The organism is Halobacillus sp. Marseille-Q1614 (assembly GCF_902809865.1).
Taxonomy (GTDB): domain Bacteria; phylum Bacillota; class Bacilli; order Bacillales; family Halobacillaceae; genus Halobacillus_A.
Window position 1 is genome coordinate 222,037 of sequence record NZ_CADDWH010000001.1, and the last position, 24,580, is coordinate 246,616.

General features: G+C 42.3%; 24 protein-coding genes. 22 read left to right on the forward strand and 2 right to left on the reverse strand.

The genetic code is table 11. The annotated features are described in order from the left end of the window. Position 1: 1 nt before the first annotated feature. The 9 genes from eutC (at position 2) to mdh (ending at position 6,435) form a co-directional block, all read left to right on the forward strand. A complete protein-coding gene (gene eutC / locus HUS26_RS01100) occupies positions 2–973 on the forward strand; it encodes an ethanolamine ammonia-lyase subunit EutC (protein ID WP_173915399.1) in 972 nt (323 codons plus the stop codon). A 9-nt stretch (positions 974–982) separates the two neighbouring features. Beyond that, the gene (gene eutL, locus HUS26_RS01105; protein ID WP_173915400.1) at positions 983–1,636 is read left to right on the forward strand and encodes an ethanolamine utilization microcompartment protein EutL; all 654 of its coding nucleotides are present in this window, start codon (positions 983–985) and stop codon (positions 1,634–1,636) included. Positions 1,637–1,663: 27 nt separating this feature from the next. Then, on the forward strand, positions 1,664–3,184 hold the full coding sequence (locus tag HUS26_RS01110; RefSeq protein ID WP_173915401.1) for an acetaldehyde dehydrogenase (acetylating): 1,521 nt from the start codon (positions 1,664–1,666) through the stop codon (positions 3,182–3,184). Between the two features lie 20 nt (positions 3,185–3,204). After that, positions 3,205–3,495, forward strand: coding sequence for a BMC domain-containing protein (locus HUS26_RS01115; protein WP_173915402.1), 291 nt, complete (start codon positions 3,205–3,207; stop codon positions 3,493–3,495). Between the two features lie 64 nt (positions 3,496–3,559). Next, positions 3,560–4,207, forward strand: a complete 648-nt coding sequence (pduL, locus tag HUS26_RS01120) for a phosphate propanoyltransferase (protein WP_173915403.1) — start codon at positions 3,560–3,562, stop codon at positions 4,205–4,207. Beyond that, positions 4,200–4,829 (forward strand): hypothetical protein, encoded by a 630-nt coding sequence (locus HUS26_RS01125; protein ID WP_173915404.1) that lies wholly within the window; start codon positions 4,200–4,202, stop codon positions 4,827–4,829. Before pduL ends, HUS26_RS01125 begins: the two co-directional genes overlap by 8 nt. A gap of 10 nt (positions 4,830–4,839) precedes the next feature. After that, complete coding sequence (locus tag HUS26_RS01130) at positions 4,840–5,124, forward strand: EutN/CcmL family microcompartment protein (protein WP_173915405.1); 285 nt, start codon at positions 4,840–4,842, stop codon at positions 5,122–5,124. After that, a complete protein-coding gene (locus HUS26_RS01135) occupies positions 5,117–5,488 on the forward strand; it encodes a BMC domain-containing protein (protein ID WP_173915406.1) in 372 nt (123 codons plus the stop codon). Before HUS26_RS01130 ends, HUS26_RS01135 begins: the two co-directional genes overlap by 8 nt. A gap of 11 nt (positions 5,489–5,499) precedes the next feature. Beyond that, complete coding sequence (mdh, locus tag HUS26_RS01140; protein WP_173915407.1) at positions 5,500–6,435, forward strand: malate dehydrogenase; 936 nt, start codon at positions 5,500–5,502, stop codon at positions 6,433–6,435. A gap of 70 nt (positions 6,436–6,505) precedes the next feature. On the opposite strand, the gene bglX is transcribed toward mdh, so the two are convergent. Next, the gene (bglX, locus tag HUS26_RS01145; protein ID WP_173915408.1) at positions 6,506–8,665 is read right to left on the reverse strand and encodes a beta-glucosidase BglX; all 2,160 of its coding nucleotides are present in this window, start codon (positions 8,663–8,665) and stop codon (positions 6,506–6,508) included. Between the two features lie 224 nt (positions 8,666–8,889). Here bglX and HUS26_RS01150 point away from each other — a divergent pair, with 224 nt between their 5' ends. The 4 genes from HUS26_RS01150 to HUS26_RS01165 all read left to right on the forward strand — a co-directional run bounded on the left by HUS26_RS01150 (position 8,890) and on the right by HUS26_RS01165 (position 13,030). Then, positions 8,890–10,125, forward strand: coding sequence for a sugar ABC transporter substrate-binding protein (locus HUS26_RS01150; protein WP_173915409.1), 1,236 nt, complete (start codon positions 8,890–8,892; stop codon positions 10,123–10,125). A gap of 96 nt (positions 10,126–10,221) precedes the next feature. Then, a complete protein-coding gene (locus tag HUS26_RS01155; RefSeq protein ID WP_173915410.1) occupies positions 10,222–11,118 on the forward strand; it encodes a carbohydrate ABC transporter permease in 897 nt (298 codons plus the stop codon). A gap of 18 nt (positions 11,119–11,136) precedes the next feature. Next, a complete protein-coding gene (locus HUS26_RS01160; RefSeq protein ID WP_173915411.1) occupies positions 11,137–11,967 on the forward strand; it encodes a carbohydrate ABC transporter permease in 831 nt (276 codons plus the stop codon). A 73-nt stretch (positions 11,968–12,040) separates the two neighbouring features. Next, positions 12,041–13,030, forward strand: coding sequence for a LacI family DNA-binding transcriptional regulator (locus HUS26_RS01165; RefSeq protein ID WP_173915412.1), 990 nt, complete (start codon positions 12,041–12,043; stop codon positions 13,028–13,030). Between the two features lie 96 nt (positions 13,031–13,126). On the opposite strand, the gene HUS26_RS01170 is transcribed toward HUS26_RS01165, so the two are convergent. Then, positions 13,127–14,140, reverse strand: coding sequence for a substrate-binding domain-containing protein (locus HUS26_RS01170; RefSeq protein ID WP_173915413.1), 1,014 nt, complete (start codon positions 14,138–14,140; stop codon positions 13,127–13,129). Between the two features lie 254 nt (positions 14,141–14,394). Here HUS26_RS01170 and HUS26_RS01175 point away from each other — a divergent pair, with 254 nt between their 5' ends. From HUS26_RS01175 to HUS26_RS01215, 9 genes are all read left to right on the forward strand, one after another. Continuing rightward, on the forward strand, positions 14,395–15,486 hold the full coding sequence (locus HUS26_RS01175) for a glycoside hydrolase family 130 protein (RefSeq protein WP_254434257.1): 1,092 nt from the start codon (positions 14,395–14,397) through the stop codon (positions 15,484–15,486). Then, entirely contained in the window at positions 15,483–16,394 is a 912-nt protein-coding gene (locus tag HUS26_RS01180; RefSeq protein ID WP_173915415.1) for a DUF1861 family protein, read from the forward strand. The genes HUS26_RS01175 and HUS26_RS01180 overlap by 4 nt, the downstream gene beginning before the upstream one ends. Positions 16,395–16,432: 38 nt before the next feature. Continuing rightward, positions 16,433–17,746: an extracellular solute-binding protein gene (locus tag HUS26_RS01185; RefSeq protein WP_173915416.1), complete on the forward strand. Its 1,314-nt coding sequence runs from the start codon at positions 16,433–16,435 to the stop codon at positions 17,744–17,746. 1 nt (position 17,747) lies between these two features. Next, positions 17,748–18,626, forward strand: coding sequence for a carbohydrate ABC transporter permease (locus HUS26_RS01190; protein ID WP_173915417.1), 879 nt, complete (start codon positions 17,748–17,750; stop codon positions 18,624–18,626). After that, the gene (locus tag HUS26_RS01195; protein WP_173915418.1) at positions 18,613–19,443 is read left to right on the forward strand and encodes a carbohydrate ABC transporter permease; all 831 of its coding nucleotides are present in this window, start codon (positions 18,613–18,615) and stop codon (positions 19,441–19,443) included. Before HUS26_RS01190 ends, HUS26_RS01195 begins: the two co-directional genes overlap by 14 nt. Before the next feature lie 89 nt (positions 19,444–19,532). Next, entirely contained in the window at positions 19,533–20,249 is a 717-nt protein-coding gene (locus HUS26_RS01200) for a sugar phosphate isomerase/epimerase (protein ID WP_217424721.1), read from the forward strand. Between the two features lie 12 nt (positions 20,250–20,261). Continuing rightward, positions 20,262–21,341, forward strand: a complete 1,080-nt coding sequence (locus HUS26_RS01205) for a Gfo/Idh/MocA family protein (RefSeq protein WP_173915419.1) — start codon at positions 20,262–20,264, stop codon at positions 21,339–21,341. 207 nt (positions 21,342–21,548) lie between these two features. Then, positions 21,549–23,501, forward strand: coding sequence for a phospholipase D-like domain-containing protein (locus HUS26_RS01210; RefSeq protein ID WP_254434111.1), 1,953 nt, complete (start codon positions 21,549–21,551; stop codon positions 23,499–23,501). Positions 23,502–23,729: 228 nt separating this feature from the next. After that, positions 23,730–24,578, forward strand: coding sequence for a MurR/RpiR family transcriptional regulator (locus HUS26_RS01215; protein ID WP_173915421.1), 849 nt, complete (start codon positions 23,730–23,732; stop codon positions 24,576–24,578). Positions 24,579–24,580 lie beyond the last annotated feature (2 nt).

Consider the following 24,580-nt stretch of genomic DNA (forward strand, 5'->3'; position numbering starts at 1 on the left):
CATGGATAAGCAAATGATTGAAGAAATTACTAATCTCGTAATGGAAAGTTTAAGCGATGAGAATACATCAAAAAAAGAAGAACAGAGGCCAATTAAAATATGGAGACATAACTCGAAAGAAAAACGAGTAGAGCAAGCCAACGGGGTCTTTAAAGACCAGCCGGATGTTTCAGGGAAAGTGAAAATATCCAACTTTATTCGTCCATCGCCTGCTGAGAAAAAAAAAGTTCAAAAGAAGGGCGAGTCTCAAGAAAAGGCTCCTCCATCTGAAGAGGACTTGAAAGATTTAACTAGTCAGACCCCCGCAAGAATTGGAGTAGGAAGAGCGGGTGTTCGTCCAAAAACAAATACGTGGCTGCAGTTTCGTTATGACCATGCAGCGGCTGTAGATGCAGTATTCGGTCAAGTGGATGAAAGCCTGCTGAACGATTTAGATTTATTTATTGTAAACACGAAAGTGACAAACCAGGAAACCTATATACGGCGGCCTGACTATGGAAGGAAGCTGTCCGACGAGGCTGTCCGCACAATAAAAGAAAAATGTAAGCATAAGCCTTTAGTCCAAATCATTGTTTCCGACGGATTGAGTTCTAAAGCTATTAATGAAAATTTAGAAGATGTGTATCTATCCTTGCAGCAGTCATTAAATAGTTTAGGGATGGAAGTAGGAACATCTTTCTTCATTGAAAAAGGAAGAGTGGCTGTCATGGACGATGTCGGAGAGTACTTGCAGCCTGATGTTATTGTGCTTCTCATTGGAGAACGCCCTGGACTGGTCAGTGCAGAATCGCTTAGCGCCTATCTTTGTTACAAACCTCGGCATGGCACGATTGAATCTCAGCGGCAAGTAGTGTCCAACATCCATAGAGGAGGAATTCCGCCTGTGGAAGCTGGAGCCTATCTTGGAGGAGTAATTGAAAAGATTTTAGATTATGAAGCAAGCGGTGTCGATCTTGTTAAAAAGGAAGGGTAGGTGAAAAAGATGAAACTAGAACCTATTTATGCAGAAGTTTTAGCTGCCCGAATTATTCCCAATGTCGATCCAATGCTTGCTAAGCAGCTCAGCTTAAATCAAAGGTATCGAAGCCTTGCCCTATTTACAATCACGATGGATGATGTTGGTGTCACAGCATTGGATGAAGCAACGAAGCGGGCAGATGTAGAGGTAGTATATGCCAGGTCTTTTTACGCCGGCGCAGACCACGCGTCCGGGCCTCTCTCGGGAGAGTTTATCGGGATTTTAGCAGGCCCTAACCCCGACGAGGTAAAAAGCGGAATGGCTGCTGTGGAGCAGGTTGTTGAGTCGGAAGCTTTTTTTGAAGCCATTGATGATAAGAAAACTCACAGCCTTTATGCGCATGTGGTTTCCCGAACGGGTTCGTTTTTATCAAAAGAAGCGAATATCGAGCAGGGGGAAGCCCTCGCTTATCTTATCGCACCGCCTCTGGAATCGGCCTATGGTATTGATGCTGCATTAAAAGCTTCAGATGTGAAGTTAGCCGCCTTTTATGGACCACCGACCGAAACCAACTTTGGCGGAGGGCTGTTAACAGGCTCTCAAGCCTCCTGTACAGCAGCTGCTGATGCTTTTCGCGAAGCTGTTGTCGATATCGCACGAAACCCAAATAAATTATAACGGCAAAAGAGAAAGGAGAGTGAAACGGTGAAATTCGATAATGACTTAAGATCTATGCAGGAAATGAGAGATGCTGTTCAACGCGCAAAACAAGCACAAAAAGAATTCGAAGGTTTCAGTCAGGAGCAAGTAGATAAAATCGTAAAAAATGTAGCTGACGCAGCATTTGCTAGCTCAGCTTACCTAGCCAGAATGGCCGTAGAGGAAACTGGGATGGGCGTTGTGGAACATAAGAAAATAAAAAACGAAGTGGGCTCGCGTGATGTTTACGAATCCATCAAAGATGAAAAAACCGTCGGCATCATCCATGAAGATAAAGCAAACAAAGTTCTCGAGTTCGCTTATCCATTTGGAGTGGTAGCAGGAATAATACCAACGACAAACCCTACGTCTACCGCATTTTTTAAAACCTTAATTTCATTAAAATCAAGAAACGCCATCGTCGTCAGTCCCCACCCGTCAGCTATAAAATGTACGATCGAAGCTTTAAAAATTTGTAAAGAAGCCGCCATAGAAGCCGGAGCCCCAGAAGGAATAATTGGATGGATATCGATTCCCTCCATGCCCGCTACTACAGAATTGATGAAGCACCGTGATGTTGATGTCATTTTAGCTACGGGAGGGGGTGGTCTTGTAAAAGCAGCATATAGTTCAGGAAAGCCTGCTTATGGGGTCGGGCCAGGGAATGTACCTGTTTATTTAGAAAAAACATGTAACGTCCAGAAAGCTGTAAAAATAGTCGTCGACAGTAAGACCTTCGATAATGGAACCATTTGTGCAACAGAACAAGCCATTGTGGTCGATCAAAATATTAAAGAAATGACGGTTAGAGAGCTGAAAAACAACGGAGCCTTTTTCTTAGAAGGTGAAAATAAGAAGAAAATGGAGGATGTAATTTCTCCGGTAAAAGGAAAGCTTAACCCGAAAATCGTCGGCCGATCAGCGATTGCTATCGCCAAAATGGCAGGGATAGAAGTCCCCAACAAAACAAGGCTGTTAGTTGCAGAAGAAGATCAAGTAGGCAAGGATATACCTTTTTCCATCGAAAAGCTGGCCCCTATATTTCCGTTATATACCGTCCGGGATGAAAATGAAGCGGTCGACCGCTGTATTGAATTATTGAATATTGGAGGAAGAGGCCACAGTTTATCCCTGCATACGAATGAAGATAAAATTGCACGATTATTCGGGCATAAAATGCCGGTTTCCAGGCTGCTCGTTAATACTCTCTCTAGTATCGGGGCAGTCGGGGCAACGACAGGGTTAAAACCATCGATGACGTTAGGGTGTGGATCTTATGGAGGAAACATCACGTCAGATAATATAACAGCCACACACCTTCTCAATATTAAGCGGCTGGCTTACGGAATCAAAGAAGTGGAAATTCCGCAGCCATCTGCCCGTCAGCCAGTACAGCAAACAGCTGATAGAAATAAGGAAGAAGTCGCGAAAATTGTTACTCAAGTTTTAGCAAAGGTAGATAAAGAACAAATTGACCAGCAGATGGTTTCTTCTGTTGTTCAGAAAGTACTACAAAAATACTCATAAAAAAATAGGAGGAATTTAAAATGGCACTTAATGGCGCATTAGGAATGATTGAAACGAAAGGTTTAGTAGCATCCGTAGAGGCAGCAGACGCAATGGTTAAGGCAGCAAACGTTCATCTTGTTGGTAAAGTACATGTAGGGGGAGGTATTGTAACTATTTTAGTAACTGGTGATGTAGGAGCTGTAAAAGCAGCAACCGAATCTGGAAGTGCAGCAGCTCAGCGTGTAGGTGAATTAAAATCTGTCCACGTTATCCCTCGTCCTCATAATGAACTCGAAAGCATTCTTCCGAAAATGGATACAAGCCTTTAAAGGAAGCGTAAATCATTAATACTCTCGCTTGCTTGTTAAGGAGTCAGAGGAGTGAGGTAGAGATATGAACCAATTAGACATTGAGAGAATTGTAGATGAAGTAATAGGAACAATTCACAATACCGGCGAGATCCCTATTGGGGTCTCTGCCAGACATTGTCATTTAAATCAGCCATCACTGGACATTTTATTCGGTAAAGGATATGAATTAACGAAAAAGAAAAGCCTCTCACAGCCTGGGCAGTTTGCATGTGAAGAAACGGTCATGATCGCTGGACCACGTGGAAGTATTTCTAATGTCCGCATCCTCGGTCCACTGAGATCAGCTACACAAGTAGAAATAAGCCAAACCGATGCTTTTAAAATAGGAGCTAAGCCGCCAATCCGCCAGTCAGGTCATATTAAGAGTTCAAGTCCCGTGACGATCATCGGACCAAAGGCAAGTCTTCACCTTGATGAAGGGTTGATTATCGCCCAGGCTCACATCCACATGGCACCTAAAGATGCTGAGCACTTTAATGTGCAAAATGGGGAAGTTGTTGAAGTGGCGGTAGAAAGCGGACCCCGGCCGATTAAATTTTCAAAGACCGTCATCCGAGTTTCTGAGAAGTATCAATTAGAAATGCATATAGATACAGATGAAGCAAATGCCGGAAGCGTGAAAACAGGACAAAGCGGAAAATTAATTAAGCAGGAATCCCGCTATGGATAATAAGAGACTGATCGAAGAAATCGTTCTGGAGGTATTAAATAAAATTTCAAGCTCTCAGGAACTTCAATCTGAAAAAAAACCGCTCCGTTATGTCGTGCGCACTTGCGAAAAGGATGATAGGGCTCTTAAAGAAATTGAAAAGCACGGGTCTGTACGTTGGATAGATGTTAAAGAGCGGGAATATCCTGAAAACATCGACCACGTAATTTTTCCAAGTGTAAATCAGGATTTACTTGTGAAAAGCGCTCTGGGCATAACGGACACCGATGAAAGTCAGTTATTTTCTGATCTTATGAGACAAGGAATCCGCGTTCATTTTATTTTATCTAAAAAGGATTCATGGGTTCTATTTGCTCATGAAAAAAATTCACCATATGCACAAATGATAGAAAGTTACGTGAAACAGCTTCATTCTTTTGGCGTAAAGCTGACGCAATGGGAAGAATACGAATCTGACTTTTCCTCATCTCCTTATACGTTTTCAGGCAAGTTACTGACACAGAAAGATGTGGAGGATTGGGGGAAACCGGTGATTCGTGTTTCCAGCCAAACAATCATTACTCCATTAGCTAAAGACGCGGCGCGAGAATTTAATATTTCCATTGAGAATAAAGGGTCGTAGGGGGTGGATTATGATTGTAGGAAAAGTAGTCGGAAATATCTGGGCCACACGAAAAGAAGAAGGATTAACTGGATTGAAATTTTTAGTCGTCCAGCCTGACTCGCTCGGTTTACAAGTCGATCTTCCTACGTTTGTGGCGGTTGATCGAATTGGAGCAGGTGTTGGAGATAAAGTCATGGTCACCAAAGGCAGTGCAAGTTCACACCTTCAAGGGGAGGATAAGATTCCCATAGATGCTGTCATTATAGGAATTGTTGACTCAGTTGAAGTAGATAAGGAGGATAAGCATGGCTAAGGCTTTAGGAATGATAGAAACGAGAGGTCTGGTCGGCTCTATTGAAGCAGCAGACGCAATGGTAAAAGCCTCGAATGTAAGCCTCGTCAAACAAGAGAAAATTGACGCCGCGTTAGTAACGATACTAGTAGAAGGGGACGTAAGTGCTGTACAAGCTGCAGTGGATGCAGGAAAAGAAGCAGCACAGCGGGTCGGTGAGCTAGTGAGCTTTCATGTGATTCCGCATCCTGATGACGATACAAGAGGAATGTTGAAAAAAGGGCCGGAGGAAAGCGTGAAAACTACACCACCCAAACGGGCAGCTAGAAAAAAAGTAAATAAGACAACTGAGAAAAAAGAACAAGATAATCAAGATGTTGAATAAGGAGGTGCCCTATGTCCTTTAAACGAAATAAATTTGCCGTAATTGGCGCAGGATTCACTGGAACTACGGCCGCCCTCATGATCGCCCAAAAGGAGCTCGGCGATGTCGTTCTTGTGGACATCCCCGACATGGAGAAGCCGACGAAAGGAAAAGCGCTCGACATGCTGGAATCTACCCCTGTTCAAAAAGTAGATTCCACTATTACTGGAACATCTAATTACGAAGATATCGCTGATGCAAACCTAGTAATTATTACAGCAGGCATTCCTAGGAAACCAGGTATGAGTCGTGATGAACTCGTTTCCACTAACGCAAAAATTATGGCAGACGTCGCTGAAAACATAAAAAAATACGCCCCCAACAGTTATATCTTAGTTCTCAGTAATCCCGTGGACGCAATGACCTATGTGTGTTATAAAACTACAGGCTTCCCGAAAAACCGTGTAATTGGACAGTCCGGCGTCCTCGATACCGCAAGATTTAACACTTTCGTTTCTCAGGAGCTGGGGGTTTCTGTAGAAGATGTATCAGGCTTTGTATTAGGCGGCCACGGAGATACGATGGTTCCCCTCGTCCGTTATTCTTATGCAGGAGGAATTCCACTAGAAAAACTGCTCTCTGAAGAAAAGATACATGCCATAGTAGAAAGAACACGGAAGGGCGGTGGGGAAATTGTCAGCCTTTTGGGCAAAGGAAGCGCCTACTATGCACCAGCAGCTGCTCTCGTCGAAATGATGGAAGCGATTGTGAAAGATAAAAAGCGTATTCTTCCTTCAATAGCGTATTTGGAAGGAGAATATGGATATCAGGATATTTATTTAGGAGTTCCCACGATCTTAGGGGGAGAAGGAATAGAGAGTATTATCGAACTGCCGCTTAGTAAAGAAGAACAGCAAGCATTAGACAAATCAGCGGACTCCGTAAAAGAAGTAATGAAGCTGCTTTAAACGGTACCAGGTACCCAGAGAAAAAAGAAAAAAAGCCTCACCTTTCTTATCTGGGTGAGGCTTTTTGCTATTAGTCTGATAAATTAAATTTCTTCGATTGGACATCTCGACTGTTTCCTCCGACGAACACTTCAAATTCGCCAGCGTCACTCTTGTACTCCATATCCGCATGATGGTAGCGTAATTGCTCTTCACTAATTGTGAATTCTATTTGACGTGTTTCTCGGGCTTCAAGATAGATTTTCTTAAAGTCTTTCAATTCCTTCAGCGGGCGTACGACTTGTCCTACAAGGTCTCTTACATAAAGCTGCACGGTTTCCTCACCGGCTGTATCGCTCGTGTTTTTTACATTAAGCCTTACCCTTAATGGCTCCTCTTTTGTTATTGTCTCAGATGACAGTACAGGTTCGCTATATTCAAAATTGCTGTAGCTGAGGCCGTATCCGAATGGGAACAAGGCTTCGTTTGGATTATCCAAGTACTGGGAGACATATCGTACTTGAGCATCAGGAGCGTCTTTTGGACGACCGGTATTGTAGTTGTTGTAGTAGACAGGAACTTGTCCTATTGAATATGGGAATGACATGGATAGCTTTGCTGAAGGATTAACTTCTCCAAATAAAATATCAGCGAGTGCGTTTCCTCCTTCAGTTCCCGGATACCATGCTTCGACGACGGCGTCTGCGTTTTCGATAATTTCTTTTACGTCAAGCGGGCGTCCATTAAATAAGACAGCGACTACTGGTTTACCCAGTGCTTTGATTTTTTTCAATAAATCAACCTGGACTTTAGGAATCGTGATTTCCGCACGAGATCCGGCTTCTCCGCTCATATCAGAATGTTCGCCAATTGCGAGGACGATCGTATCCGCCTGCTTCGCTTTCTCAACAGCTTCTTGTAGCTGTTCTTCTGTTCCTGTTTCAATCTCACAACCATTAGATATCAGTAACTGATCTTCAGTCACGTGATTTTTCATGCCTTGATCTAGTGTAATGGTATCTTCCGGAGCTCCTGCCCAAGACCATGGACCTAAAATATCGGTACTGTTGGAAAAAGGGCCGATCAGTGCGATTTTTTCTTTTTTCAGAGGCAGAACGTCTTCGTTTTTCAAGAGAACGATAGATTTTGAGGCAAGATTTCTGGCGGCCGCTCGGTGCTCAGCAGATAGAATAAATTCTTTTTCTGCTTCTTCATCTGCGTCACGATATGGATTCTCAAATAATCCTAATTTTTTCTTCAATGTAAGAATTCTTAAGACGGCTTCGTCTACTAAATCTTCGGTCAGCTTTCCTTCCTCAATCAGCTCACTGATATGATTCACGTAGCAGGAGGTCATCATTTCAATATCGACTCCGGCTTTTAAAGCTTGCTCGGCTGCTTCTTTTTCATTGGCTGCGACGCCGTGAGGAAGCAGTTCTTTGACAGCACCCCAATCGGAGATCAACACACCGTCAAATCCCCATTCTTCCCGTAAAAGGTCACGCATTAATGCTTTGTTTCCGGTAGAAGGGATACCGTTTAAAATATTAAATGCCGTCATTACCATTTCACAGCCTTCGTCCAATGCTGCTTTATACGCCGGCAGATAGGATTCACGCAGCATCCATTCAGACATGTCGACCGTATTGTAATCTCTTCCACCTTCAGGTGCCCCATAGGCTGCAAAGTGTTTGACGCAGGCAGCTACTTTATAGTTGTCGCTCTCTAAATTTCCTTGAAACCCTCGAACAAAGGCGCGGGCAAACGTACTATTTAAAAAAGGATCTTCGCCTGTTGATTCCATTACACGTCCCCACCGTGGATCACGTGACAAATCAACCATAGGTGCAAAGGAAACATGTACCCCTGAAACGGCTGCCTCTTTGGCTGCGATGGCTGAGCTTTGTTCAGCAAGTTCCACATCCCATGAACATCCGATCGCTAAGGGGACAGGGAAAATGGTTTTAAAGCCATGGACGATGTCGGACATGATTAAAAGAGGAATACTCAGCCGATGATTTTCCAAATGCTTTTTTTGAATGTTTTTAATTTCAGAAGCTCCTGAAGCTCCTAATACAGAACCTGCTTTTTTTATATCTTCATCACTAATCCCCATATCCTGCATTGGACCCGTAATTTGTCCGCGATCGGAAGCGCCTTCAAAAAAAGGTGTAGCTAATTGAACGAGCTGTCCTGTTTTTTCTTCCAGCGTCATTTGATCTAGTAATTCTTTTAATTGATGATCGGTCATTTTTGTCTTCCTCCTAGTATGGTTATTCGAAACGTTTCAATAATCTCATGGGTAGAAGTATAAGCGTGGTACTTCATTTCGTCAACTAGAATTCACCCTGACTTATACTTGGTTTTATTGGAAATTAAGTAAATTCAAAAAAATGTGTTGAAAGCGGATTCAATATTCAGTACAATAAATTTATCGAAACGTTTCAACGAAAATTTAAAAGAGGGAGTTTTATTATGAAAACGAAATTGTTTGCCTTTCTGGCCGTCGTGTTATTAGCGGGTATGTTAGCAGCTTGTTCAAATGATTCATCTTCAAGTGAAGGTGATAATGAAACCGTCACCGTGTGGGCGATGGGTGAAGAAGGAAAGAAGCTTAAGGAATTCAGTAAAGGATTTGAAGAAGATAATCCGGATCTTAAAGTTGATGTTCAAGCGATTCCATGGGATACAGCTCACGATAAATTATTGACAGCTGTAGCTTCAGGTAATGGACCAGACGTTGTCCAGCTGGGGACAACATGGGTGCCTGAGTTTGCGGAGGCTGGAGCACTTCTTGATCTATCTGAATACACGGAAGACTATCCGTCTTTTGCAAAGGAAAACTATTTTGAAGGTTCCGTTTCTACTATGGAATATGAAGATCAAATTGTAGGAATTCCTTGGTATGTAGATACACGAGTGCTTTACTACCGGACGGATTTGTTAAAAGAAGCAGGGTATGAAGAAGCTCCGAAAACGTGGGACGAGCTTAAAGATGCGGCAAGCACTTTAGCGGACCGCGGGGAAGGTTCTTTTGGACTCGATATTGACCGAAACGACCAGATCACTCCATTTATTTTTGCCTGGCAGAATGGCTATGAAGCCAACCTTGAAGAAAAACAGCTGAATTTTGAGTCGCCGGAATTCAAAGAAGCGATTGAGTATTACACAAGCTATTTTGAGGAAGGAATCAGCCAGAAACAGAAAGGTGTCGATATCGTACAAGGATTTAAAGAAGGTACGAAGCCAATGTTCTTCAGCGGCCCGTGGATGATCAATATTATTAATGATCAGGCTCCCGATATTGAAGGGAAATGGGCAACAGCTGTCATGCCTGAGAAAGAAACGAATACTTCCAGCATGGGCGGTGCCAACCTGTCTATTTTCGAATCATCTGATAATGTCGAGGGTGCTTTAAAATACATCTCTTATCTGACAGAAGTAGATACTCAGATGGAATGGCTGGAAGAATCTAATACCCTTCCTTCCCGTACAGAAGCATGGGAAGAGGATGTTATGACCGAAGACCCAATGTATGCAACGTTTGGTAAACAGCTTGAAGATACAAAGCCTGGATTGCAGACACCTCAATTTGAACGTATTGCTCAAGAATTTTTAGGATCGATTGAGCGCATTGTTGAAGGCGGGGCAGATATTGATGAAGAGTTGGAACAGTTCAATCAAAAAGCCAATGAGCTTATTGAAGAATAAATAAAGGATGATGGGGTGAAGGGATTTTCTTTCACGCCATCATCATTTTTTAGGGGTTATATCAACTACTCGGATGATGAGGATAGGTGGGTAATTATGAACAAGTTAAAAAACTTATATCAAAATAGACATCCTTATATATTCATTGCCCCGGCCGTTCTTTTGCTGACGGTCTTCAGTCTGATTCCGATCCTTGTCGCCTTTGTTATCAGTTTTTCAGATATGAATTTAAAAGGGCTGGCGGATTGGTCTTCAATTACATTTATCGGACTGGAAAACTATAAGGATTTGTTTACAGACGATACATTTTTAAAATCGGTCTATAACACATTGTTTTATGTCATAGTCGGTGTGCCGCTTGTGATCGTATCTTCATTATCGATTGCTTTGCTGCTGAACTATGGAACCAACAAAATTTTCACCGTGTTTCGAGCGGTGTATTATATGCCGTCCATAACCAATATCATCGCTGTGGCCGTCATTTGGGGCTACCTTTATAACACGGAATATGGCCTGTTTAACTATTTACTTTCCTTACTGACGGTAGATAACATTCCGTGGCTGGAAGAGCCGACCATCGCTAAGTTATCGCTCATCCTTTTAGCGGTATGGAAAGGCATCGGGATTAACATGATCATCTTCCTTGCGGCTTTGCAGGGGATTCCGAAATCTTATTATGAAGCAGCGGAAATGGATGGAGCCAATCGATTGCAGGTGCTTTTTAATGTGACACTCCCTCTTTTAAGGTACGCGACCTTTTTTGTCACCATTACAACACTGATCGGCTGGATGCAGTTTTTCGAAGAACCATTTGTTATGACAGATGGAGGACCATTGGATGGGACGATTTCCATAGCGCTGTTTATTTATAAAGAAGGTTTCCAATTTAGTGAATTCGGCTATGCAGCTGCCGGGTCCTTTATATTATTTGCCATGATTATTATCGTCACAATGATTCAATTCAAATTTAGAAAATCAGATACACAATATTAAGGAAAGGAGTGGAAGCTGATGGCTTTAACTAAAAAGAAGAATAAGATGGAAAAATACCTCGTGCTTACGCTATTAATCCTGGGTGGAATTGTCGTTTCAATTCCTTTTATATGGATGATTTCCAGTTCATTTAAGCCGGAAAGTGAAGTGCTGGCCATCCCGCCAACAATTTTTCCTGAAAACCCTACACTTGAGAATTACATCAACCTTTTTACAAACATGAATTTCACTGTCTATTTACGAAACACATTAATCATTGTCTTCTTCTCATTTATCGGCCTATTATTTAATGCGATGGCCGGATATGGTTTTGCCAAGTATCAATTTAAAGGCAGGGAAAAGGTGTTTTATCTTGTGTTAGCGACTATGATGATCCCAGGTCAGGTGACAATGATCCCTGTTTATTTGATTTTGAACGAAATGGGACTTACGAATACAATGACAGGGATTGTCCTTCCGGGGCTTGCGGTAGCGTTTAGCATTTTCTTATTCCGCCAGTTCATGACAACAGTGCCTGACGATCTACTCGAAGCAGCGCGATTGGATGGTGCGGGTGAATTTTATATCTTTTTCAAGCTTGTCGTACCTATTGCGAAGCCGATATTTGCCGTGCAGGGGATCCTTACCTTTATCGCCGGATGGAACAGCTTCCTATGGCCGCTAATCATTGCAAATGATGAAAGCCTTTATACTTTATCTGTCGGACTTTCTTTACTGCAAGGCCAGTATGCCAATAACTTCGCACTGCAGATGGCCGGTGCCGCATTTATGGTCGTTCCGATTATCATTATTTTTTCCTTCTTCCAGAAGTACATCGTGGAAGGATTTACAATGTCAGGAATTAAATAAGTTCGTTATGTCATCCTAAAAATAAGTACAATGAAATGTAAGTATTCGTTACAAAAGGGAGCAGGAGTTAAAGATGGCGACAATTAAAGACGTAGCAAAAAGAGCAGGAGTGGCGGTCTCCACAGCCTCCTACGCATTAAACGGAATCGACAAAGTAAGTTCCGCCACCATTGAAAAGGTATTAAAGGCAGCTCAGGAATTAAACTATAAAAAAAGTGGTTTTGCGTCTGATTTAAAGCGTACCAAAACAAATACAATCGCATTGATTTTAAGTGATTTATCCGGTCCTTACTATTCTGAACTGATCAAGGGAGTTCAAGAAGTAACGGCTTCCAATGGTTATGATCTCATTGCCTGCAGTTCAGTAGGAGGAGATAAGTCAACAGCTTCTAAATTTTTGAAGGAAAAGAGAGTCGATGGAGCGATCGTCCTGGCTCAAAACATTACAACAGAGCTCATTAAATCTTCCGCAAGAGAAGACTTCCCTGTTATTGTGCTCGATCGTGAAGTGGATAGTCCGTATGCTGTCCACGTTGAGGTTAATAACTGGCAGGGCGGGTATGAGGCAACAGAATATATGATCAATAAAGGTCACCGCACCATTGCTTATGTGAGCGGACCTTTGAATTCCCATGATAATGAGGAACGATTCAAGGGGTACTTAAAAGCGTTAGAACACCATGACATACCTTATCAATCACGCTGGAAAATCGGAGGGGAATTCACACGTGAAGGAGGCTACCGTGCGACGAAAATGCTAATTGCCCAGCAGAATCTGCCGGAAGCTATTTTCTTTGCTAACGATGAAATGGCGATTGGCGGGCTTCAAGCGTTTTCTGAGAAAAAAATTAAGGTTCCGGAAGATATCTCGGTTATTGGATTTGATGATATTCAGTTATCTGAATATGTCCACCCGCCTCTCACAACCGTAAAACAGCCGAAATACGAAGCCGGCGCCCTTGCCGTTCATTTAATCTTTCAATTGCTGGCCGGAGAAAAAGTAGAAAAAACATACAATCTGGCAACAGAGTTCGTCGAACGTCAATCTGTGAAAGAAAAGTGATAGAAAGTGGGTACCAGGTACCTAGAGAAAAAAAGAAAAACCCCCTCATCCGATCTGGGTGAGGGGGTTCGTGCTATATTTTACTTTCTGTTTACCTTAGATTTTCTGTGTTGACTCCCGCACGATCAGCTCAGCCGGGAGCAGTAGCTCCTGATAGGGCTCATCTGGGTTCTCTGTTCGCCAAAACAGCCTTTCTACCGCATTCTGTCCAAAGGCTTTAAAGCTGATATCCATAGTAGTAATCGATGGAGTCGAAAGCTGAGACAGCTGTCCGTTATCAAAGCTGCACACTGAGGCTTCACCTGGAACTTGAATACCGTGCTGTTGTAAGCCGGACGTTATAAGATAGCCGAGCCCGTCATTTACACAAAACCAGGCGGTCGGCTTTTTTACCAGCTGGCCAATAAAGTGGTTAATGATATTGCTTTCTTCAGGGGCGTCTGTAAACAAATATTCTTTTTGCGTTTCGAGACCGAATTCTTTATGGGCGAGTAAAAAACCTTCCAGACGCTCCTGATAGCTTGGGGAGAATTCGGTGTCTCCGATAAACGCAATTTCTTGGTGGCCCAGTTCAATTAAATGCTGAACGGCGGCATAAGCGCCGAAACGGTTATTTGTTAAAATTGCGTCGGCTTTAATATTAGGATGATGATGATCGATTAACACAGTAGGTATCCCTGTATCAAGCACCTTCTGAATGTAGGTATTGCTTATATGAGAGAGGATAAGAACGCCCTCTACTTCTCTGTTTTTAATAAAAGAGGGAAGCGTAAGTGATTCTTTGGCCTGTTGATTTATGGACTGAATCAGCAGGTTTTTGTTTCGTTTATTGACTTCCTCTTCAATTGTTAAGTAAATTTCTCCAAAAAAACTTCTCATCGAAAAAGCAAAATCGGAGGCAATTAAGGCGATGTTTCCGCTTTGGTTCCGTGTATGACTGCGGGTTTGAGTAGAGCGGTTATAACGGTAGCCGAGATCCTCAGCCACCTTCTGAACTTGCTTTCTTAATTCTTCACTCACTCCGGGCTTGCCTGTTAACGCTTGGGAAACGGAATTCTTCGATATATTAAGCTGGTTGGCAATGTCTTGCATTGTCACTTTTTTTGCCATGAAGAAAAACAACCTCTCTATAAAAATCATTTTTGTAACGTTACTTAATAATATACTTTATTGTTAGTGTAAACACAATAATTTAGTAATATAAGGGATCAATAAAATTATTTGTTGACATTACAAATGAGAGTTGTATAATCATTTGTAAGGTTACTAATTCGACAAATAACGAGATTTTAAATTATTTTGTAATGTTATTTTTATTAGAATTGAAAGGGCTTACAAAAAAGAATGGAGGAAATACAAAAGTGATAAATGTGACACGGTTAAAAACAAACCCGTTAATCACACCGGATGATGTGACTCCTTATCATGACAATCATGAAGTTATCGGAGTGTTTAACGCTGGTGTGGCAGAGTATCAAGGAGAAACTCTTCTTTTATTAAGAGTAGCAGAACGGCCGATTTCGGACAATCCAGATATCGTAAACGCGCCGATCATTGATTTTTCGTCAGGAAATAGAAATTTGAAAATCATCGAACTTAATAAGCAGGATTCAAAATATGACTTTTCAGACCCGCGGACGATCCGCTATCAGGAGAATGGGGCGACAGCTTACTTAACTTCGCTTTCTTATATTCGTCTGGCTAGAAGTAAAGATGGCGAGGAGTTCACGATTGATTCTGAACCATTTATCTATCCAGAGACTAAGCATGAAACTTGGGGGGTTGAAGACCCGCGTGTGACGCTGATCGACGATACATATTACATCCAGTACAGCGCAGCTTCGCAGCTTGGCATTGGAGTGGGCCTCATTACTACAGAGGACTTTCAGACATATGAACGTCATGGTTTAATGCTTCATCCTGAAAATAAAGACGCAGCGATTTTTCCTGAAAAAATTAACGGAAAGTATTACACGCTTCATCGTCCGGTTCCAAAAGGAATTGGAAGTCCGGAAATCTGGATTGCCGAATCCAGGGATTTAATTCATTGGGGCAATCACCAGCACTTACTCGGCTTGAGTGAAGATGGATGGGACAGCGGACGAATTGGAGGCGGAGCCGTTCCTTTTAAAACAGAGGAAGGCTGGCTTGAAGTCTACCATGCTGCTGATAAAAACGACCGTTACTGTTTAGGAGCTTTACTTCTGGATTTAAATGATCCTTCTAAAGTACTGGCGAAAACTTTCGAGCCAATTTTAGTTCCAGAAGCTGATTATGAAGTAAACGGCTTTTTTAATCAAGTAGTTTTCACGTGTGGCGTCACGTTACAAAATCGTAACGTTCGCGTTTATTATGGAGTAGCTGATACGTCGATGGCCGCAGCTGATATGAGCATTGATGACATTTTAGCGAAGCTGACTTACTTAAAAGTGCCTGAAGGCGGGGCGGTGGAATGACCTATACAGTTCAATCATTGCTTAAGGATTATCAAAAGCAGGGAGGAGTGAAACAGGCGAAAAAGCTTACATTCGCTGGTGTTGGTGACAGAGATGTTTACAACATTACAGCTCCTTTTATTGATGAAGGAGAACGTGTCATTGCGGGACGTGTGGAGGGACGAGACACGGAGTATTCAGATGTGTTTTTCTTTGTTGAACAAGAGGGGCATTGGGTGCCGCGGGAAAACACCCCGACATTCTCTCTCCAGGATCCATTCGTTACGACAATCGGAGGTCAGCTCGTTTTTGGAGGAGTACAAGTCACACCTGATCCAAACGATGAAAGTAAGCTGACATGGAAGACTGTTTTTTACAAAGGAAACAGTATTAGACAGCTTGAGCCTTTGACAGAAGGCCCAGAAGGAATGAAAGATATTCGCCTGCTTGAACTTCAGGACGGGAGAATTGCTGTCTTCACCCGCCCGCAAGGTGAAAAAGGCGGTCGGGGTAAAATTGGGTTTACAAAAGTGAATTCTTTATCACAGCTTACAGTGGAAACCATTGATCAAGCTCCACTGATTGAACCTCATTTTACCGGTGAGGAGTGGGGAGGAGCGAATGAACTTTATCTGCTCGAGAATGGAGATATTGGGGTGCTTGGCCATATTGCTGAATTTGATGAAGAGGGAGATCGACATTATTACCCGATTACCAGCCGGTACAAGATAGATTCTAATCAATTGACGGATATGAAGATTATCGCCACACGTCGTGATTTTCCAGAAGGATCCGCGAAACGGCCGGACCTTGCTGATGTGCTGTTTAGTGGAGGATTACTCTTTTTAGAAAATGGTGAGGCGGAACTTTATGTCGGCGTCAGTGACGCTGAGGCTCATAAAGCCGTCGTGCCGAATCCTTTTATCTAATAATTAATGAAGAGAAAAAATGAGAGGGGAATGGAAGAATGAAAAAGCTGCTTAACCTTCGTTTATTTGTTTTGATGTTTGCGAGTCTGTTTGTAGTGGCCGGGTGTCAATCCGGTGAAAGTTCAGGTGATGGGAGTTCAGAAGATGGAACGGTGGAGTTCGAATTCTGGGCAGCGCCGAACCCGACGCAGGAACAGTTCTGGGATAATATGGCTCAGCAGTATATGGAAGAAAATGAAGATGTAAAGATTAACGTATCGCCAATGCCGGAAAGTCCTTCTTCTGAAGCGGGCATTCAATCCGCAATCGCAGCGGGAAATGCTCCGGCGATTTCTGAAAATATTTCCCGTGGCTTTGCGGCTCAATTAGCGGAAAGTAACGCAGTGGTCCCGCTTAATGAATTTGAAGGTTATGATGAACTAATTGATGAACGCCAAATGACCGAAACAATGTCTACATGGACATTTACTGAAGACCAGCAGTTTGTATTGCCGATTTACTCAAATGCGATGCTGTTTGGCTGGAGAATCGATATCTTGAATGAACTTGGTTTTGAAGAAGTACCGAAGACTTACGATGAAGTATTAGAAGTAGGGAAAAAACTAAAAGAAGAATATCCTGAAAAACACCTTTGGGCACGTGCGGATTTGGTGAAACCTACTTGGTCTGCCCGCTGGTTTGATTTCTTCATGCTTTATAACGCAGCTTCTGAAGGCAATGGTTTCGTTGAAGGTAATGAATTCACGGCCGATGATGAGGCTGGTGTAGAAACGCTGAAATTTTTCCAGGACTTAAGTGAAAATGAACTTCTGTTAACTCGTGAAGCAACAGATCCGTTTGAGTCAGGAGATTCCATTATGATGGACCTTGGTCCTTGGACGTTCTCTTACTGGGATGAAAGATTCCCGGAAATGGAGCAGGGCGAAACTTATGAGTTAGCAATGCCTCCAGTACATGATGGAGAAGAGTCTACAACGTTTGCTGATACGAAAGGTCTATCCATTTACGCTTCTGCCTCTAAAGAACAGCAGCAGGCCGCTTTTGACTTTGTGAAATGGGTATTCTCAGATGCAGAAAATGATTTAGAGTGGTTTGAAGCAACGAATCTGCCGCCAGCACGTGATGATCTAGCAACGAATGAAACATTTACTTCATTCTTAGAAGAAAATCCGGAGCTTAAACAATATGCAGACAACATTCCGAATTCCGTACCGCCAATGGACAGCCCGCAAACGGCTGAGATCCAGGAGCTGATTGGAACAGAAGGCTTAAATCCAGTTGTGAACGGAGAGAAGGATGCCGAGAAAGCATGGGAGGATATCAAGGCCGCGATTAACGGGGTGTTGAAATAAAATGGAAAAAAGTAATGCAAGGTTGGGTTGGCTGTTTGCCAGCCCTTACCTTATCTATTCCCTCATTTTCTTTCTATTTCCGCTACTGTGGGCAACGTATTTAGCATTTACTAACTGGAACTTAATTGCTCCTGACTACGAATTCGTCGGGATACAAAATTTTATCGACGCGTTTTTCAGTGAAAGTGTACGCGCGGCCTTCTTTGTTACTTATAAATTCTTAGGAATGTTTGTACCGATTGTCGTGGGGGGGGCTTTAATTCTTGCGATGATCATCCATACGCTTCCTAAGTTTAAAGGTTTATTTTCTGTAGCTTTCTTCTTACCTTACTTAGCTTCAGGGGTAGCCTCTGCAATTATCGTAAATGGCGTACTATCTTACAACAGCCCATTTAACGTGTGGCTGCGAAGTTCATTCGGTCTTGATATTGACTGGCTGGGTTCTTCCATTTTAGCGCCTTTAATTATTGCACTTATGATGGCATGGAAATTCGCAGGTTATTATGCGTTGTTATTTGTTGCCGGACTTGAAAGTATACCGAAAGAAGTTTATGAAGCTGCTGAAATTGATGGAGCTGTAGGATTTCGAAAGTTTTGGCATGTCACCATTCCGATGCTTTATCCTTCTTTTTATACAGTTACCATTTTAGCTGTCGGCTTAATGTTCGGGATTTTTACCGAACCGTATGTACTAACAGGCGGGGGACCAGACCTGGCGACCCATACCTGGCAGCTGGAAATTTACAGTCAGGCTTTTGAAAGATTGAACGCCGGTTATGGAACAGCGATCGCTGTCATTAACTCTATAGTTACATTTGCATCGATCCTCGTCTTCCGTAAAATTCTAGAGAAATGGGGTGCCAAACATGGCTGGGAATAATAAGCTGAAATTAACGTTACTCTATATTATTGCTTTCAGTGTGCTCATTGTTATGGTAGCTCCGTACATTTATATGGTTATTGGATCGTTCGCGGTTTGGGATCAAGTTGACCGCAAAATTATTCCGACTGAATTTACGCTGCGATCCTATGAATGGCTGTTTTTCGGAGGAGAAGGAGCGAATGCAAGACCATGGCTTAGGGCCTTCTTTAACAGTATTTTCGTAAGTACAACGTCTGCTTTCCTAATGATTGCGACCGCACTGCTCGTCGGCTTTTCCTTAGCCAAGCTTAAATTTAAAGGAAACCGCCTGATTAATAACGTGATTCTGTTCCAAATGTTCTACCCGGCTGTCATTCTTTTAATCCCGTTATTTTTAATTATTCGCTACTTTGGCATGTACGACACATACTGGGCAATGATTTTGCCAAAAGCTGTTAACCTGTGGGCGATCTTTATGTATACGAATTTCTTTAGAGGACTGCCGAACGAACTGATCGAAGCGGCCAAAATTGATGGAGCAAGTCAATGGAAGATCGTTTGGAAAATCGTTCTGCCGATGTCGAAGTCAATTACGACGATTATCTTCCTATTTGTATTTATGGAACGATGGGTTGAGCTCTTATGGGACATGCTCGTTGTTAACAGTGAGGAAATGCTGACTCTAAACGTATTGCTCGCTCAAATGTTTGGACCATACGGCGGATATCCTGGCCCAATGTACGCAGCCTCCGTCCTGCTGACCCTGCCGATCCTGATTCTGTTTATCATCTTCAGTAAGAACTTCAAAAAAGGCATGCAGTTCGTGCTGAAGTAATGGTTTTGAAGATCGGTACCAGGTACCGAGAGAAAAAAGAAAAAAAGGAGTGAGAAGCTATCGAACAGATTGGTTTGCAGCTTTATTCGTTGAAGGAATATACGGAGAAAGATTTTATCGGAACGCTCGAAAAGGTGGCTCAGGCTGGTTATGATGGCGTAGAATTTGCAGGCTATTTTAATACAACCAGTCAGGATCTTAAAAAAGCTTTAAACAATTTAGGATTAAATGCAGCAGGCAGCCATATTGCCATTGAAGACCTTGAGCAAAATTTAGAAGCTATGATTGAGTATTCCCTTAACATTGAAAGTCCGTATATCATCTGTCCCGGTCTGCCGGAATCGTATAGAAACAGCGCGGACGCTTATAAGCGAACCGCAGAACAATTTAATAGAATCGGTGAAAAGTGCAGGGAAAGAGGCTTGCTGTTTGGCTACCATAACCACCACGTTGAATTTGAAAAGTATGACGGTGAATATGGTTTGGATATTCTTGCTGACCATACAGGAGAAGAAAACCTTTTCCTCGAATTAGATACGTATTGGGCTGAAATTTGCGGGATTAAATCCGTCGATCTCATCGAAAAATACAAACAGCGTCTTAAAATTCTACATATTAAAGATATGAACAATTTTGAAGAAAAGCGCAATGTAGAAATCGGCAGCGGAGCGATGGACTTTAAGAAAATTATCAGAGCCGGCAAAGCCCAGCAAGTGGAATGGTACACCGTTGAGCAGGAAGAATTCGATAAGGACCCATTAACAAGCATCCAGGAAAGCTATCAATATTTGAAAACAATAGTGTAGGAGGATGAACAAATGGCAGAATCCAAACTTAAAGTAGGAATTATCGGCTGCGGAGGAATCGCAAATGGAAAACAAATGCCGGCACTATCGAAAGTAGAAGCTGTGGAAATGGCCGCCTTTTGTGACATAGTAGTAGACCGGGCAGAAAAGGCAGCCGGTGAATATGGCAGTGAGGGCTCCAAGATATTTACGGATTATCGTGAACTATTAAAAGAAGACCTTGATGTCGTACACGTCTGTACACCGAACAAGTCGCATGCTGAAATCAGTATTGCTGCCCTTGAATCAGGCAAGCACGTAATGTGTGAAAAACCGATGGCTAAAACCGCAGTCGAAGCGCGCGACATGGTAGAAGCGGCCAAACGGACAGGGAAACACCTGTCCATCGGCTATAACAACCGATTTCGCAGCGACTCACAGTATTTGAAAAAAGTGTGTGAAGACGGGGACCTTGGAGAAATCTACTTTGCCAAAGCCCACGCCATTCGCAGACGTGCCGTTCCAACTTGGGGGGTATTTTTAAACGAAGAAGAGCAAGGCGGCGGACCGCTGATCGATATCGGAACCCACGCTCTTGATCTTACTTTGTGGCTCATGGATAACTATGAAGTGAAAAGCGTCGTCGGCAACGTGTATCACAAGCTTTCCGATAAAAAGGATGCAGCTAATGCTTTTGGACCATGGGACCCGGAAGAATTTAATGTGGAAGACTCTGCATTTGGGTTCATTACGATGAAAAATGGTGCGACGATCATTCTTGAATCGAGCTGGGCCTTAAACACGCTCGATATTGATGAAGCTAAAAGTACTCTGTGTGGTACAGAAGGCGGCGCAGATATGAAGGACGGTCTGCGCCTAAATGGTGAGAAGTACGGCAAGCTTCATACGACAAAACCAGAACTGGATGCCGGGGGAGTCGCTTTCTACGATGGTGCGGATGAAAGTGACAGTGACCGCGAAGCTAGATTATGGATTGAGAGTTTGCTTAAAGATGAGAAACCTGTAGTAAAGCCGGAGCAGGCTTTAGTAGTGAGTGAGATTTTAGAAGCGATTTATAAGTCGGCGGAAACAGGTGAAGCGGTTTATTTTTAAATATCGGAAAGAGGCTGTCTATTAGGTAGTCTCTTTTTTTATGGAGCGATCAGTTCATGATGAATAATTGCTCATTAATCTCAGTAGCTATACAAGGGTTCTCTTGGTTCATTCCTACTATTTTAGAAAAATTTAATAAAACGTTAATGATTATCTATTACACTTACTAGTGAGTTTAATAAGAGATTAACTAATGGAGTGGGTAATGTGAGCAGGTTTAAAGCAAGTTTATTAATAATTGTGCTAGTGTTGATTTTTCCATTAAGTCCAAAGGAAAATACAGCATTTGCTGCAAACAGCGGGGATGTTGTTGTCAATGAAGTTGCTTGGATGGGGACAACAGATAGTTATAATGCTGAGTGGATTGAAATACATAATACGACGGGTGAATCAATCGACTTATCTGGATGGACATTGAAAGCTGTAGACGGCACACCAAATATCGGTTTATCAGGATCAATTCCAGCTGGTGGTTACTATTTGTTAGAGAGAACTGATGATTCCACAGTTTCAGAAGTTTCAGCTGACCAAATTTATACGGGGGCTTTAGCAAATAGCAATGAAGCTCTTGAACTTATGGATGATTCAGGAGGTCTGGTCGATGAGGTAAATGATTGGCATGCAGGTGATAATGATCAGAAAGCGACAATGGAGCGGTTAGATCCAGGAGAGAGTGGGACAACCTCCACTAATTGGGCAGATGCGACCTCCATTTATGAAGAAGGACTCGGCACACCAAAGGCAGAAAACTCTAGTGATGCACAAGATCAAGCATGTGCAGAAAGTGTAGCTAACGTTTCTGAACAAGAAGGAGCCATTAATGTTTATTTTAATAAGTGTGTTGATCACCAATATGCTACCAGTGGAAATGAAGCCAATCAAGCGGTTAACCTTGAGGATCGTTTAATACAACGCTTAGAGCAGGCGGAAGAGCGAATTGATTTTGCTACATATGAACTTAATCTTCCGCGCATTGCTGAAACATTAATCAACCAAGCAGCAAATGGCGTGGAAGTTCGAATAATCGCTGATGCGAAAGATGCGGATGATCCTCATTATGAGAAGCGTTATCAAACAATGAGGCTCTATGTGGAAAAAATCCTGCGCGGAGCTGATGGGGAGATCGGTACCGAAGATGACGCGGAAATTTTATCTGATTCTCCGATGATGGCAGTAGAAGATCCGGAACCACGCATTGAACTCGGTCTGCCAGAGGATGCATCAGATATCCCAGAAGTCACTGTTGAAGTAGGAAATAGTGAAGAAACCGGACGGCTTTTTGTTGAAGGAGAACAGAAAGATGAAGAAGGAACGTATTATTCACCCGGCAATCAAATGCATAATAAATTTGCCTTAGTGGATGGCCAGTGGGTGTTTACCGGTAGCTGGAATTTCACCGTGACTGGTCTTTATGGATCAGAAGAAAACCAGGAGAATAGGGTTCTTGATGGTAATCAGCAGCATGTGATAGAAATAAATTCGACTGAGCTTGCTGACATTTATGAGACAGAATTTAATGAAATGTGGGGAAGTTCACTGAGGAAACCTGACATAGAAGCATCAAACTTTTCAACACGAAAAACGGATAACACAGAGCATCAGGTTAATATAAATGGCGTACCTGTTGAGGTGTATTTTTCCTCTGGAGATGCTGCGATTGGACACATGGCCGACTATGTGAAAGAAGAGGCTGATCAAAATACTTACTTTTCAATTTTTGCCTGGAGTGATCAAAGCTTATTAAACGAATTAAAATATAAATATGAAGGTTCTTACGAAGATGGAAAAGGAACTTTAACTGGATTTGATATCAAGGGAGTTTTCGATTCTAGTTTTTGGAATCAGTGGTGGTCTGCAAGTGTAGATATGACTGGACGCACGTCTACACAAGAAAGTGAAGGAAATCCAAATATTAGATGGGCAAACCCTGCCCCCGTTTATAAGGATGGCGAGTCCCGGAAGCTCCATAGTAAAACGATGTTAATTGATGCAGATACCTCGAGCGACGCGACCACGATTGTAGGTTCCACCAATTGGAGCAACAATGGAAATAATATTAACGATGAAAATATGCTGTTTATTCATGATCAGGACATTACCAATCAATTTGTACAAGAATTTAATGCGCGCTATGTGCAGGCTGGGGGAACTATAGAATAAGAGCAAAGGTGAGGAATTATTACATTGTGATTTACGAGCCGTGGAAAATATACGTAAAAAGCTCATCACTTTCAAGTGGTGAGCTTTCTTTATGAGCTGTCCTTAAAAAGTCAGAAAATTTTAAAATCCTCGTTGACTTTTATTTTTCCTTCATCTAACATGAAACTTAACTACACGAATGTAATATTTTTTTGAAGTTTTGCTTCGTGTTAATAAAGGATGATGGTCATGTTAAATACACTTGAACAGCTGCGCCAGTGTTATGACGGGTTACGTCCCTCTGAACAAAAGGCGGCTGGCTACATTTTAAATAATCCATTTAAAGTACTAGATATGCCGATTGCTAAGCTTGCGGAAGTTACTTCTGCAAGTGAAGCTACAATTATTCGAATGTGCCGGAAGCTGAATTTAAAAGGCTATACCGAACTGAAGCTGAGTATATCTGCTTCTATGAATGGAGCGAAAGAATACAAAGATAAATATGAAGATATCTCACGAGATGCAAGTCTTTCTGAAATTATTCAGCTCGTTTCGAATAACAATATGCGTTCAATTAAATTAACCCATTCATTAATTGATGAAAATCAAATGGAGAAAGCCGTTAAGATATTAAACGATGCTAGGAGAATTGCTGTAATGGGCGTAGGAGCTTCTGGAATTGTAGCTCTTGATTTTGAACAGAAATGCAAACGAATTAACAGGTGGTGTGAATCTTTTACAGATGGTCACTCCCAGCTGATGTCAGCCGTACACCTGACGGATAAAGATGTCGTTTTAGCGATTTCATATTCAGGCGAGACTGTAGAAATTATCGATGCGATGAAAGTAGCGCAAAACCATGGGGCTCAAACCATATCGATTACAGGTTATAGCGATAATTGGGTTCAGCGGAATGCAGATATAAACCTGTTCGCTTCACCGATCGAGAAAAATATTCGCAGCGGGGCTACGGCATCGCGAATTGCACAGCTTAATATTGTGGATGTTTTGTTTACTGCCTTAGCATCGATTAACTTTGAAGAGTCTGTTCAGATGCTTGATGAAACAAGAGAAGTTCTTAGGAAAAAAACAAACTAAGG